At 38.7% G+C, this 14,297-nt stretch carries 10 protein-coding genes; 1 reads left to right on the top strand and 9 read right to left on the bottom strand.

All coding sequences use genetic code 11. From position 1 onward, the window contains the following. Positions 1–27: 27 nt before the first annotated feature. The 8 genes from LQ201_RS23820 to LQ201_RS23785 all read right to left on the bottom strand — a co-directional run bounded on the left by LQ201_RS23820 (position 28) and on the right by LQ201_RS23785 (position 11,015). Positions 28–3,213, bottom strand: a complete 3,186-nt coding sequence (locus LQ201_RS23820; protein ID WP_230146704.1) for a hypothetical protein — start codon at positions 3,211–3,213, stop codon at positions 28–30. Between the two features lie 248 nt (positions 3,214–3,461). Further along, on the bottom strand, positions 3,462–4,007 hold the full coding sequence (locus LQ201_RS23815) for a hypothetical protein (protein ID WP_230146160.1): 546 nt from the start codon (positions 4,005–4,007) through the stop codon (positions 3,462–3,464). 1 nt (position 4,008) lies between these two features. Next, positions 4,009–5,190 carry a hypothetical protein gene (locus LQ201_RS23810; RefSeq protein WP_230146159.1) on the bottom strand — a complete coding sequence of 394 codons (1,182 nt, stop codon included), beginning with the start codon at positions 5,188–5,190 and terminating at the stop codon, positions 4,009–4,011. Positions 5,191–5,192: 2 nt separating this feature from the next. Then, positions 5,193–7,139 (bottom strand): type II secretion system protein GspD, encoded by a 1,947-nt coding sequence (locus tag LQ201_RS23805; protein WP_230146158.1) that lies wholly within the window; start codon positions 7,137–7,139, stop codon positions 5,193–5,195. Next, positions 7,140–8,564 (bottom strand): GspE/PulE family protein, encoded by a 1,425-nt coding sequence (locus LQ201_RS23800; protein WP_230146157.1) that lies wholly within the window; start codon positions 8,562–8,564, stop codon positions 7,140–7,142. Next, positions 8,554–9,081 (bottom strand): hypothetical protein, encoded by a 528-nt coding sequence (locus LQ201_RS23795; protein WP_230146156.1) that lies wholly within the window; start codon positions 9,079–9,081, stop codon positions 8,554–8,556. The genes LQ201_RS23800 and LQ201_RS23795 overlap by 11 nt, the downstream gene beginning before the upstream one ends. Next, on the bottom strand, positions 9,081–9,497 hold the full coding sequence (locus LQ201_RS23790; RefSeq protein ID WP_230146155.1) for a type IV pilin protein: 417 nt from the start codon (positions 9,495–9,497) through the stop codon (positions 9,081–9,083). Before LQ201_RS23790 ends, LQ201_RS23795 begins: the two co-directional genes overlap by 1 nt. Before the next feature lie 336 nt (positions 9,498–9,833). Further along, positions 9,834–11,015: an IS4 family transposase gene (locus LQ201_RS23785; RefSeq protein ID WP_256449215.1), complete on the bottom strand. Its 1,182-nt coding sequence runs from the start codon at positions 11,013–11,015 to the stop codon at positions 9,834–9,836. Between the two features lie 381 nt (positions 11,016–11,396). On the opposite strand from LQ201_RS23785, the gene LQ201_RS23780 reads away from it, so the two are divergent. Beyond that, positions 11,397–11,630: a hypothetical protein gene (locus LQ201_RS23780; RefSeq protein ID WP_230146574.1), complete on the top strand. Its 234-nt coding sequence runs from the start codon at positions 11,397–11,399 to the stop codon at positions 11,628–11,630. 577 nt (positions 11,631–12,207) lie between these two features. On the opposite strand, the gene LQ201_RS23775 is transcribed toward LQ201_RS23780, so the two are convergent. Beyond that, positions 12,208–14,297: RHS repeat domain-containing protein (locus LQ201_RS23775; protein WP_230146573.1), on the bottom strand; the 2,090-nt coding region annotated here is incomplete at its 5' end.

Below are 14,297 nucleotides of genomic sequence, written 5' to 3'. Positions count from 1 at the left end.
AGCGTGTAATTAATCAGCAGAAATATTTTAGTTTGTTATTCTGATGCCAAAAGGACGGGTTGGGATACTTAGCTGGTTGCAATCAACCATCTGCCCGGCATAGTTATAACAATAACTTTTAATAATATTCTTATGCTGATCTCTCACATAAGCCAGTCTTTGAAAACCATCATATTCATAATAAGTACTCAATCCCTTAATATCTGTCATACTCAAAACTCCTACTAGAGGTTTGTGCGTATAGGAGATCATTTGAGTGTAAGGCAGCGCGCTTTTTAGAGGTGCTAAAAAGGAATCAACCGCAATTTTATCAGGGTTGACAGTGCTGCTAAAAGATAAAAGTGCATCATCTCCTCCTAAAGCGGATTTTATAGTTGTAAAGTCATTACCAACAATTTTTGCAATTGGATACTGAGATTTATAACTCCATAAATAAACCTCCTTTAAAGCAGAATTTCCATCTTGCTTCTCTAAAATATTTCCATAAGCATCATACCTGTAAAAACTTGTCTTAGTTTGCAATGGGCCAGAACCAAGCTGTACCTCAACATTCTTAGGATATATACCACTGAAATCAAATTGATCAAAATTAGTGCGGGTCAATTTTGTTTGTATGTTATTTACACTATTTATTTCTTCAATAACAGGCGCTATTAAATTCCGGCTTACCATTTCTTGGTAAATACTTGATGAAGGGAAGTCATAAGGATATTTATAATCAACTGAACTGGTTTGATTATTACTATTTAAAATGCTCTCTTTCTTTATTAATTTAGAATTGACATCATATTCAAAATTTTGAGTACTGGTTATTATATTTCCAGCATGCAAATCATTCGTTACCACACTGATTAATAAAGGATTATGCGTATACACATTATTTGTATAGTTTTCGTTTAATAATACATAGTTAACAAATATGAGCATGTCTCCAGACGAAATGGCGTCAGGAATTGGAGGCAAAAACGAAATTGAGGTTAAATGTTCCGTGTTATTATAATCGTAATGATAAATTTTTTCATGTAATTTATTTTTGTCTTTATTATAGTATTCCTCTTTTTTTAACAAACCATTTCTTAGGGTATAAAAATTATTTAATTCCTGCACGTCCCACCCATTATTGATTGGACCGGCTGGAATTAAGATACTATCATCATTTTCATAATATGATGTTTTAAACCCATTGCCTACCATCTCTTCTGTAACTTCGCTGTATGCGACTAGATTTCCATCATGACCAATTTTTTTAAAATCTGGTTTTAATTGAAAATCCCACACCCACTCACTTATATTCTTCAAATAGTTATCTATAGTACTTGTTTTCCATCTCTGTATACCGCTAGACAAATTACCGTTTAATGAAAAATTCTTAATGTAATGATATTTTTTTTGTGTCAAAATCTGATCAGCATCACTATATTCCGTAATACTCTTCAGCCTTATCCCACCAGAAATGTTATTTGATGAAAGTTGTTCAATCTGGCGATTATCATAATTTAAAATAGAAGAACAAACATTCGGTTCATATTCAAATTTTTGATATCCCTTAGTTTCGAAAATTATTTTTTCAAGAATTTCAGCCTTGCTATAATCAAAATTTGATTGTTTTGAATTGATGAAGTCCGAATTTATTTTATTGTATGTATAATTCTTTGCCTCAACAGAATAATCAAAGAAATTATTTCCATTATAAAATCCCCAAAAATCGTCTTTTTTAGAAGTATACTCAGGCAAATTAATCGGATTATACTCGAACTGAAAAATATTTCTGGGGTTACCAAGATAATCGGATTTTGAAATTGAGGTAAGTCTTAAACGTTTATCTGTTTCATCTCTATAATTAAACAAACAGGAGTCAATCATAGCGTTATTATATGACTTTGTGATTGATTTCAATGCATATAGCTGAGGGGCAATTCTAAGGTCCCCGATTATTGTTCCATCGTTTAATCCAGGATAACTACTACACACTTGAAAAGCATTTCCCATAGCCGCATTTACTCCTGTTGATGATTGTTTATATGCTAAAGCAGAAGCATAAGTGGTAATACTCCCTAATGATGTTGATACCTGATAATTAAACTTTAATTTGTTCCCTATAGTATCATATATACTATCCAGTAAACATTGTTTAACTACGGCCTTTCTTGATAAATTTACATCATATCCGTCTGCAAAAGATTCATTCGCACCAATTTTACCCAATATATTAATAAATGCTTTATCGATTATTTGTTCTTTCACATGATAATCCAGGTAAATGCCTTCTCCATTTGGCATGATAATTTTGGTTAATTTCCAAGTATTAACGGCTGCACCTGGACTATAAAACTTTATTGTGATCGGTTGACCAGAACTTGCAAGTGGCGATACATCCTGCGCAGGATAACTGCATTCAATTGCATTCTTTCCTCCAAAAAAGTATTGAATACCGTTATTATCTGTCAATTTAAAATTTGTTATTGCTCTTGGTAAGGATAAATCATTGATAACTGCGCCATTTTGGATTGTATATTCTACTTTTAACTGAACACCTGATTTACTCATGAATTTTACACCTCCATCAGGACTAAAGAAGAAACTCCCGCTAATTCCATTAAAATTAAAAATAAATTCATCGGGTGCCAGATCTATAATTTTATTATCATAATTAGGCTTAACATAATTATTGATAAAATCCTGTGTATTTCCATTAAAGTTATTTAACAAATTACGTAAGTTTAAATAAGAACCATCATAATCTTCAAAATCTTCTACCGATTGAACTGGAGGGATATAAGCACCGCTCGTAGTATAATAACCTGCTCTATGTGGTGTATATTTAGTCGCCTTTTTTTCATCTGGATAACCATGTACTATTCTTGTAATCTCGCCTCCAAGATTAATATTCCAGCCAATCCCAACAACAGTTGGTCTCTGATCTATTCGTATACCGTTAGAGTGGTAAGATAATTCTATTGGAATTTCTATATTTCTGTGATTAAAAGTTATAACTGGTAAATTAACACCTAAACTACCATTATATTGATTAGAGGCTACATTAACCCCTTTAGTTACAAGTTCAGCACTATTGGGTGATACAGTATTAAATGGACTTGGTATTTTTTGAGAAAATACATTTTGGGAACTAATTAATAATATAACGAATAATTTAAATAATTTCATAATGAGGTTTCGTGTATTTTTTGGTAATTTTTTAAGCGTTTTAGACATTACAATTCGACTATTTTTTTCAATCAAAACCAGCCTTTATTTAAGCTGTCAATTGTGTTTTCATATTTTTTTCAGTTAAAGTATATCGGCCCGATTATGGGCGTGCGAAACTAAATCATAAAAAAGAAATAGTTAAATCTTTTTGACGAACGATGCTTTTCGAGTGATATTCTATGCCTTTTTCTTGATGAACTGATTTTGGCGATTCTTAAAACACCAATTCTTCTATCAAAAAAACTGTAAAAAGATTAATTTTCTTTGCCCACAATTTGCAGTTCGAGTGTAAGTTTATCAGATTTTTCTTCGCTGCCATTTTCTTTCTTTTTCATCAGTTTGGCACCAGAGATCCGGCCTATTCCCTGGCTTTTTTCCAAGGTATCAAGCAACTTAACCATATCGAAGTATTTGCCTTTGAAAATGAATTTCTGTACCACTATACCACGGGCGAGTTCGCTGGTATCTTTTTCTACATTGCCCAAATTAGGACTGAAGTTGATATCTACATTTTTAGCGATGGCCATGGCCGAGATGGATTGCCACAAGCGGTTTTCTCTATCTTCGCGGCGTACTTTATAACCTTTAAGTACCGCTTGATAAAAGGCATGTTTTTTTTCCAGCTGTGGAAAAGCAGCATCAGGCTCCTGCCCGATATGTTCCGTCTGTTTTAATTGCCTGTTGAGTGCAACTGCTGAGATCGCCTTTTCGAAAGAAAATACATAGGCTAGGTAAACGACCATGGCCATTAGCAAAACCATGATCACCTTTTTGTTCTTTGGGCTTAGTTTTTCCAGCATATCAATATTGGATGATTAGGTTAAAAACAAAACTTTCAGACTCGGTATCCTGCTGATAGCGAAGCAGTCTGACTTCTTTTGCCCATTTTTTTTCTTTGAGCAGAAAGATCCAGTTGTTCACAGCCGATAAATTGGAGGTTTCGCCAGTGATTTTGATTGAAGCCAGTACATCCTTATTTTCTGCTGACTCTTTTAAGCGGTCGAATTGTATTTCGTTAAGTGTAAGTGCCTTTGGCTTGCTGCTGCCAATTTCATTGAGCAAAAAGGCGTGACTATAACCACCATTCCAGCCAAGTTTTTCCAATAATACTTTTTGATCTGCAATTTCCTTTTTCAACAGGTCGCTTTGATCTGCTGTAGCTGTAATTGCCCCTACCTGCAGGTTCAGTTTTGCATTTTCTGCATTGTAGTGCGTAAGTGCAAAAAAACTGATCACCAACAATCCTAACAAAGCAAACACAAAAATACCAGCTGTTTTTTTTAGTTTCGAAAATTCAAGAAAATCTCTAAAGCGGTGATCAACCTGCTCATTTTCAACTTTAACTACAGCAAGTTTGTCGTGCAGAAAGAGCTGAAAAGCCAATGCGTAAGGTACCAAAAGCGCTGATGCAAGCTTGGTATCGCCTAGTTTCAGGTTTCCGGTGTTTTGTTCCCCCTCGAGGTAACGATAGCCTATCAGGTGGCCCTCCGGAGAGGTTTCAAATTTATGGCCGTTAGCCGAAAAGCCTTCACCCGTTCCACTAAGCAACTCCCATATAGAAATTACTGGCAATCCACCAAGGCTCAATGCATAAACATTCAGGCCAGATGATTGTAACTTTCCTATAATATCATCTGCCAGGGTTTTCCGGATAATACTTACCCAGGCCAAATCTTCAGCTAAAGCCTCCTGCACATAAAAATCCTTTTTTTCAACAGCAGAAAAAGCTGTTCTAAACAAATCCGTTTTTTCAGCACCTTTAAGTTGCTTGTGTATAATTCCCTTACCGCCGACTGAGAGCACTACAGGATGTTTACGTGGCAAACGCTCCAACACTTTAACAAGTGTTCCTTCTATGGTGCGGTGTTCCGATGCAGCTATGTTATCACCTTTGCGGGTAATCACAGCATAAATACAGCGGTATGTCTCATTCTGTAAAAGCGTGAGTTCTATCCCCAGTATATGTTCAAAAGGTTCGAACATGTTTAATATAAAATTGTGGGTTTAATAAATACCAGTGTTACCACTTTGTTATTTGATTTTTCACGGCTGCTGAAGAGCCACTTCAATACAGGAATTCTCGAAAGGATTGGTATGCCCGAACCGCTCTCACTACTCTCCGTACGTTCAAGACCACCCAGAACGATCATATCTTCATTTTTTGCCCTGATAATAGAGCTAAACTTACTGGTTGATTTTGGCGGAGGTGCATTTAGCGGCGGGTTGCCTATAAAATCGGATATGTTTACCTTAATGTTTAGGGTAACCTGATCATCGCCCGAAACTACTGGCCTGATATCTATTTCCAGGTTGGCATTTACCTCGGTAAACTGCTCGGTTACAACCGTTTGTGCATTAAGTGAAGGGATTACATTTTGTGTTCTCTGGCTGTAATACCTTGAACTTCCGATACTTAAATTGGCAGAGTGGCCATTGAGGGTTGAAAGTTTCGGAACCGAGCGGATATCTACATTATTATTGTTTTCTAATGCACTAAGTTTGACGTAAAAGTTCGGGGTTACCCTACCCAGGTTTACCGCACCATTTCTACCGAGTTTGGAAAGAAAATTGTTGATGGAATTTGCCCCAAAAGTATAATCGATGCCCGGCAATATCGTACCTCCCGTCCGAACGCTATCCGAAACCCCGGCCGAAATACCTGTTTTAACAGATTTACCTTTTCTAACATCAACCAATGTTACTTCGATCAGTACCATAGGCACCACCCGGTCAATCTGTTTAATGTAATTCTCGATTTCATTTACCTGAGGGGAAGATCCTGAAAGCAACAAGGTGTTCTGTTCGCGGAATTCTTTAATCTCTACACCCCTCTTCCACTCATTTGGAATCATCATCTGGATGGTATCCAACGAGCGGTGCTGCAGTTGCACAATTCGATTTGCCCGCAGGCCTTCTAATTTACGGTCACCGATCAGGTAAACACCTCCATCTTTTTTAAAGGTATATTCGGTACCCTGAAGTAAAGCGGTGAGAAAAGTATCATAACCGATACCGCTCAGCCTGGTACTCACCGTACCTTTAATGTCTGAATAAATAAAGTAATTGGCACCCACCTCGCTCGAAGCCGATTTTATAAGGTCTAATATAGGTGTATTTAGGGCATCAACACTTACAGTACGGTTGCCCTGTGCATCTTTTTTCCCGTTTAAGCTGAAGTTAGAAGGACCGCTTTGTGCAGCGCCCTTATTGCCCCGTTTTACAGCGGTTGCATTATCGCCGTTCACATAAAGCTCTTCTCCTTCGCCTAGAGATTGGAAAATAAAAACCCCATCATTGGTTTTGTTCATTTTGAGCTCGTTGGCATAAGCCAGTTTTTCTAACGCAACCTCAAAAGGTGCAGCGGCGATAAAACCACTTACTTTTTTACCCATCAGTGCTACCGGAACCACCACATTCTTCTGCGAAAGCTGACTGATTTTTTTGGCTACCTGGCTCAGCGTATCGTTATTGAGTTCAAAACCCAGGTATTCATTCGATGCATTATAGTTTACCCGGAAATCTTTCGGTACTACAGCAGGCTTTGGTACCTGTACTTTCGTAACCGACATAATCGATCCGATGAGATTGATATCCAGATCGTATTCTTTTGCCATGAACAATATCACGTTCATGGCCGTTTCGTTACGGAAATTGGTATAAACCTTAAAATTGAGCTGAGGATCGATATTGATGTTCAAATTGTTCGATTGCGCCAGGGCCCTTAAAAACTCCTGCGCAGAAGCGCCCGACATGGACAGTTGAACGGGCTGGTTTAATCCCGGCACCGTTACCGAGAGGTTCCTTAAGCGTTCTTCAATTGCCTTTAGGCGGTCTGCTGTAGTGGTAACCTGTGCTGATACCGTTAAACCCGACAGGCTTAAGAGCAAAAGGGCCATGCCGATCAGCACATTTAATACGTTTTTATTGTTCATTTAGATAGCGAGTAATAAAGGGTAAATTTCTTCCATGGAGGTGAGTCCATCGGCAAACAGGGCAAAAGCATTTTTAGAAAGTGTACTGATTTCTTTCTCTTCAAGTATCGTTTCAATGGCCATATTTCCTTTTCTGATTTCCTGAGAGAGGTCTGCATCAATCGGGATCACTTCGTACACAGCCTTTCTTCCACTATAACCTGTATAGTAACAGTGTGAGCAGCCTGTGGCAACAAAATGCGAGGTAACTTTCTCTGGCGGTCTAAACTGCCTCGGATAAAGCCCTTCAGTAACGGTTTCTTCTTTTTTGCATTTAGGGCAGAGCAACCTCACCAGCCTTTGGGCAACAGTTGTATTGAGTGTATTGGCCACCAGAAAGCCTGGTATGCCCATATCCATCAAACGGGATACGGTTCCCCATGCCGAATTGGTGTGAATGGTCGACAGCACCAGGTGGCCGGTAAGCGCAGCCCTTATGGCCATATTTGCTGTTTCGGGATCACGGATCTCTCCTACCATGATCACATCCGGATCCTGCCTTAAAAAGGTACGCAGGGTGGCCGCGAAACCAAGCCCGATATTTTCTCTCAACTGTACCTGGTTTACGCCCTCAAGTGTATACTCTATCGGGTCTTCTATCGTGAGAATATTTCTTGTACTTTTATTTAAAAGCTTTAACGTAGCATAAAGTGTTGTTGTTTTTCCCGATCCTGTAGGCCCGCTGATCAGAATAATGCCATTCGGGCGCTGAACGCCTTCCATGTAATTACGCATATCCTGTTCTGATAAGCCCAAGGTACTCAGATCAATATCGGTACTGCTATTGTTCAATAGCCTGAGCACGATTTTTTCGCCGTAAAGGGTAGGCAGTACCGAAACCCTGATATCAAAAGAAGTAAAACGTGCAGAGCTGAATTGGATCCTTCCATCCTGAGGCAAACGTTTTTCGGCAATATCGAGGTTGGCCATGATCTTGATTTTGTTGATCAATGCCGGATAGTCTTTCTTTTCTATCTGGTACCGTTCAATCATCATCCCATCTATCCTTACCCTAACCCTCGAGCGTTTTTCGAAAGTTTCGATATGGATATCACTGCTTTTCAATCGCCTGGCTTCTTCAATTAAAACATTTAAAAAATCATCACCTGCAGTAATTACCGAAACTTCTTTTTCAGCACTTCCTTTTGATACATCGCCCAGATAATGTTTGGAAAGTAATCTGCTGATCTCCTGCTGATCTATAGGCAATAATGATATACCGCAGCCCAGCATCACCTGGAGCTCATCTGTAAGCTGGTTGCTATCGCCAACGCCATCCCAACACAGTACCAGATCGCCATTCACCCCACGTTCTTTTGGGAATACCCGGTACTCCATGGCAAACTCTTTGGATATGAGCCCGAGGATTTCTGGTCTAACTTCCATAACTGAGCAGATTGATTAAGTTCTCGTCTGAAAGCAGGTTTATAACTGGCTTATACCAACTCACCGCCATGAGTATCATTAACAGCAAGGCCTGATAACCTGCCAAAGGAATTTTTTTTCCGTGTGCCTGAGTGTGATGACCAAAAATCGCCGTAAAAAGCACCACCATCATCAAACTTAAAAGATAAAAAAGCACATAGTTTAAAAAGGAAAAACCAAAAGATATGGCCAATAAAAACAATAAGTCGCCAAGGCCAAAAAAACCATTGAATACATTGGTGAGTTTTTTTTGCCTGATCGAAATGTAGGCCGTTAAGGCTAAAAATTGTAGTCCTAAAAAAAGACAACTTTTAACTACCTGCGCAATCATTTCGGAAAAACCAAGTATCTGTACGGTACCGATTGCCAAAAGCAGCAAAAGTATAGGAAACATCCACCAATAAATCCCCCTGTATTTTAAATCCTGATAAAGCATGCCCGCTAACACCATAAAAATCCCCCCCTGCAACAAAAACATTAGTCTGCAACGATTTCTTTTAAGTTTTTATCCTGGTCTATCTGCCAAACATTGTAAGTTCCATCGCCATCAAAATCAGCTACAGCAGTAGCTTTAGCGGTAAAGGTATTATTAGAGGCGGCAGTAATTTCTATTTTGTAGTTCGCTTTGCCATCCTTTGCATCAGAAGTTAGTTTTTCCTGGATAAATCCAATCTCAAGCAGATCTGTCGAATATTTCGAATGTTCGTAAAAATAACTCTGCTCTAGTTTGGCCACATGCTCCAACTGCATTTTTGCCTCTGTAGTTTTTGCTTTCGTAATCAAAGGCATTAGGTTAGGCAGTGCTAAAAGGATCAATATGCCAATAATAGCCAGAACAATCAGAATCTCGGTAAGGGTGTAGGCGTTAAGCTTTTTAGATGTATTTATTTTCATTGTAAACGTTAATTTATTTAGCACATTTTAGGTTAAATGAGATAAGGCTGTAAAATGCAAAGAAATTAATAAATTTCCCAATATTTTTGACGAACGATCGAAATGAAGTGATATTATTGGGTTTTGGCGTGACGAACGTAAATTAAGTTTTTTTAAATTGAAAAGGAAAAGGAGTGTAAAATGAAATATGCTGGCTTACAAAGCTATTAATTAAGCTTCTTATAATGTGTCTTTTTAATGTCTTTAGGTTCAACTGTATTCGCTTAATCATTTTAGGTTATAATCGGTAGAGCAAGGGTGGTCTTGGCGAGACGCTAACAATGCTATTAAGTTAAGCTATTTATATGCTTGGTGCAACCTGCTTTTATTTTGCCGAACTTTAATTCTGGGAAAGCTTCTTGTTGGCTTTACCGCAACTACAGTTTTAGAAATTTGCTCTATTAGCTGTTTAATTATTGTTTTCAGTTTTGATCCCATTACTAACTCAATTAGGCTGTTCCTAACAAATCTGAATGCATTTTGCCAGTTGAAGATATAACCGTATCTTCTTTTATCCATGTTTTTTTCAATCTTGTCCTGTGCGGTAATCCCCAGTAAAGCAACGAGATTCATCATGAAAATATGGGCCTCAAATTCCTGGTTTATGCCTTCTGGCTTACGGCTACCAAACTGCTCGAGTTTCATTTTGGGCTTGAGCTTTTTAAAACCCTCTTCAATCCTCCATCTGAGCGTATAAAGCTGGTTAATATCTGCTAAGCTGATATTCTTAGGCTCAAGTGAGGATATCAATAGTTCGATCTCACCTGTTGTTAGTTTGATTTTCGAAACTCTTACTTTTATGGGTTCGCAATCTTGCCCATGCTCGGCACAGGTCCTTTTTTCCCTTAAACTTGGTTGCCACTCCGTAATAAAATCCTCAGATGGATTATTCATTACCTGTTTGGCAAAGGTAGAATTCGATGAGCTAACCCTGATACAAAAGTCACTTTTCTCTTCGATAAGCCTCTTGAATATATTGAAGTAACCAAATCCCCTGTCTAAGATAAAAATAGCCTTATTGACGGCAAGGTTGTTTAGGCAATCCTTGAAAAGAGTTCTCTCTGAGTTCTTCATCTCGCTTATCCGACTCGCCAATACCGTCTTTGTGTTGATGTCAAAAAGCATAAACAATTGGGCAAGACAACTTTTGGCACCATTTTCATTTTCAGAATAAACGTCAAAGTGTTTTTTTATACCCGGTGATGCAGGCAGCGAGACCGTTGAGCCATCGCCGGCGATCAACTGAAAGCCTTTCCAACGTCTAACATAGTGTCGTTGATGAAAATCCACAAGTATGCTGTTCAGATCCTTAAAAAATGAAATTTCGACCTTATAACGAGCCAGTGAGAAAGCTGCCCCAGTAACTGTTTTGACTTTGAATTTGGGCAATAGAGTTGAAATATTGTACTCAACAGATTCCTTGAATAGATTCAAAATTGAGGTAACTACGATAGGAAAGGTAAGTGAGCGCTTTCTGATGAAAAACTTTGCTTTGGTAATATACTTCTCAGGGGTAGGATTTTTTTGAATAAAATCACATGTTTTTTTTAGGAGAAACGATATGTTTCTCCTTGGAAATATTGCTGGAAATTAAACTCATGTATCTTTTTTGATTGTATATAAATATACTAAAAAAAACTATCTCAAAATCCAAAAAACCTTAACTTAATAGCATTGGAGACGCTAAGACCAGAAAAGGGGACTACCACAATTAAAAAAAAATAATACTTTTTCATTTATTGATTCGTTTTTTCTTTGACCCTTGCTTAAACTTGAACTCTTGCAGAAATAACAAAGCCCAACATTTCTGCTAGGCTTTGGGTATATATTGATACGAGCGACACGCTCGCACCAGCGTGGGTGTTCCCTGCAGATAGCCCGAAATCATCAGGGCATTATTCTTCGCCATTAATCGACTCGAAGCCCTCGCCAAAAAGAGGAAACCAGGGTTTAGCCTGGAGTGTAGAAGAAGATGCATTGCTGGCACAACGTTTCAACGATGGCGCTAAGATTACCCAGCTCGCCAAACTACATTCCCGCACCTATGGAGCAATTAAAGCAAGGCTCCTTAAACTAGAACTCCTACAGAAATAACAAAGCCTGGCAAGCTTTTAAACTGCCAGGCTTTGGATATTATATTGATACGAGCGACACGCTCGCACCAGCGTGGGCAGATTACTGATTCATTTTGATTTAGAATAACAAAGCCCAACATTTCTGCTAGGCTTTGCCACAATTTTACTTATTGAAAGATAAGTTAGCTTGTTAAAAATCCATACAGAAAAGCGGAAAACACGGTCATGCCTATTATTGACAAACTATATATTAAAGCATATTTATAGTTGTAATTTTTATATTTATTTACGATATCTTGATATCTGTTTTTATAAAAAATCAATAAATAATTGGCTATAATAAAAGGTAAAACGAACACTATTACAAATCCTAAAAAGTCATTCAAGATATCTCCTGGGAACAACCTGATTTTTGGCATTTCGATTATAAGTATATTAAAAAATTTCAACCATAGGAGTAAAATCCAAAAGTTAAGCGCAAAGATGAAACTCAAATATAAAAGCAATGTTATTTTCCAATCTTTTCGTTTTGGATTATTTCTTTTAAAACTCAAAATTGCATCAGCCCAAATCAAATAAAACAATTTCATATGCTACTACTTAAACCATTTAGTGTGATCAGTTCCATACCATTTACTTGGGCCATAATTTTGTCCTAAACTAAAGGAAACATCCCATAATAATCTAGAAGCCCCATAAAGTGCCGCCGCCTCGCCAACAACAGGTATCCAAGCACTTGCCGCCGCTCCTCCAAAGTACCCTGCTGCGCTTGCTGTTAATCCAGCGGCTCCAACCGCAACATCTGGATAAGTCATGAGGGTTTGTTTACCGTTATAAATTTGATAAACACCATAGCCTACACCTACAGCACCAGATGCAGTAGATAAATTGGTTCCAAACTTCGACAAACTATAAGTTGTAATTTGGGCAACACTGCCTCCACCCCAACCATTCCAATATATTCTTGGGCTAAATCCAGAGCCATTGTATAAACCATTAGTCATCCTAAAACTAGCGTTTGATTTAGACAACAAATCACCACCAGCACCCATAATGCCAATCCCGGTCGCCATTCCATCTATATTTGCTCCATTTGGGTCATAAACGCCTCTATCAAATGACAAGCTGCCTAAACCTAAACCAATCTTAGTTGAACGATATTCTACTTGCATACCGCTAGTAAGCTCAGATGAAGATATTTCTTTATTGTTACCATTTTGGTCTGCCTGGATAAATTTATCATCTTTATTTGTTTGAACAACATAGTCTAGTTTTCCATCTACATCAAAGTGGTAATCATCAAATGGCATCATTCCATCCGGATCTACAAACCTTATCGGGTTGTTGAAACCATAATTATAGGGTGAATGTCTCCGCATCTTCTCTGCCAGTGGATCAATCACATTCCAACGTCCAATTACAGGGTCATAAAACCTAGCGCCGTAATCATACTGCGCTAACTCTTCCTGCAACTCTTTGCCATTGTAAAGATACTTGTTAAGCCCCGCTTTTGCAACTGGGTCTTTTCTCAGTCCAAATGCATAGTAGTCGTCGCGTTGCAGTACCTCTAATTGTCCAGTATTGGGGTTTTTATAGAAAGTAGCCCTCACATTGCCCAGATGGTCGCTCAGGTTATATTCATAACTGTAACTTCCTGTGCTATTGCGCGCAATCCCCTCTTCCGTCTGGATAAAATCTATATTTCCATTGGTGTACTGGATGCCCCCAACATAATCAGTAGTAGTTGCTCCATTCTGTTTTTTCAGTTTTGCACCAGCTGCACTGTAGGTATAATTCAGATTCTGGCTCCCGCTTACTGTTTGTGGCAGGTTGAGGAAATTATAACCTAAAGTAATATTCTTTTGACTGTCACTCTTCAGGTTGCCGTTGGCATCATAATCATAATTGCTATTGGTAAAACCGCTGATCGTTTTAAGCCTGTTGCCTTCGTAAACCGTATAACTGTTCGTACCAAAATTATCTCGGGTCAAACTGCTGATATTGCCCATTACATCATAAGCAATGGCCTCGCCCAGGCTGTTGCCTGCTGTAGAATTTGTCAGTCTGTTCAGCATGTCGTAGGCATAGCTGAAAGCATTTGATGCACCGTTGGTATAACTCTGACCGGAAATATTGCCATTGAACTGTGGTAAAGTGCCATCGTTATATTTTAGCTCCATGCTGAACTGATCGGATGTACTGTTCTTCATCCAGCCGCGCTCGTTATAGGCAAAAGTGGTCGCCTGGGTATCGTTATGAAGGTTCTTTTTGTTCAGTTGCCCGATCTCGTTGTATTCCAGGTGGTTCAGTGCCACCTCTCCCTGGCTGTTGATGTTTTCAAAAGTAGCGATTTTACGGCCCATATGGTCGTATTCGTAACGGTTGCCTATTGTTGTTGCCGTTCCGTTTGCGGTATGCGTGCGGGTACTCGCGGTAAGCTCACCGCTAAAGTTATAGGTATTGTCCACTACATCGGTACCGTTCATATGGTGGTCACTTTTGCGCTGCACCACACGCCCTTCAAGATCGTAGTAATTTACCGTAAGCAGCATCGTTCCCGTACCCAGGTTTTTCACCTTGCTGCCCGTAAGCAGGCTCTTGGTGCGTGCTGCCGGAGCCTGGCTGCCTGTAGGGAGGCCAAAACTGTTGCCCGGAAAATCATAATCATCGTAATAGTTCAGTACGT

Source organism: Pedobacter sp. Bi126 (assembly GCF_918698245.1).
Taxonomy (GTDB): domain Bacteria; phylum Bacteroidota; class Bacteroidia; order Sphingobacteriales; family Sphingobacteriaceae; genus Pedobacter.
Note: the sequence above shows the minus strand (reverse complement) of the source record. Positions and strands in the feature narration are given on the sequence as shown.

What these genes read in the sequence shown, in the direction of transcription:
- LQ201_RS23820 (WP_230146704.1), bottom strand. Translation starts at nt 3,213, where the DNA reads ATGTCTAAAACGCTTAAAAAATTACCAAAAAATACACGAAACCTCATT.
- LQ201_RS23815 (WP_230146160.1), bottom strand. Translation starts at nt 4,007, where the DNA reads ATGCTGGAAAAACTAAGCCCAAAGAACAAAAAGGTGATCATGGTTTTG.
- LQ201_RS23810 (WP_230146159.1), bottom strand. Translation starts at nt 5,190, where the DNA reads ATGTTCGAACCTTTTGAACATATACTGGGGATAGAACTCACGCTTTTA.
- LQ201_RS23805 (WP_230146158.1), bottom strand. Translation starts at nt 7,139, where the DNA reads ATGAACAATAAAAACGTATTAAATGTGCTGATCGGCATGGCCCTTTTG.
- LQ201_RS23800 (WP_230146157.1), bottom strand. Translation starts at nt 8,564, where the DNA reads ATGGAAGTTAGACCAGAAATCCTCGGGCTCATATCCAAAGAGTTTGCC.
- LQ201_RS23795 (WP_230146156.1), bottom strand. Translation starts at nt 9,081, where the DNA reads ATGTTTTTGTTGCAGGGGGGGATTTTTATGGTGTTAGCGGGCATGCTT.
- LQ201_RS23790 (WP_230146155.1), bottom strand. Translation starts at nt 9,497, where the DNA reads ATGAAAATAAATACATCTAAAAAGCTTAACGCCTACACCCTTACCGAG.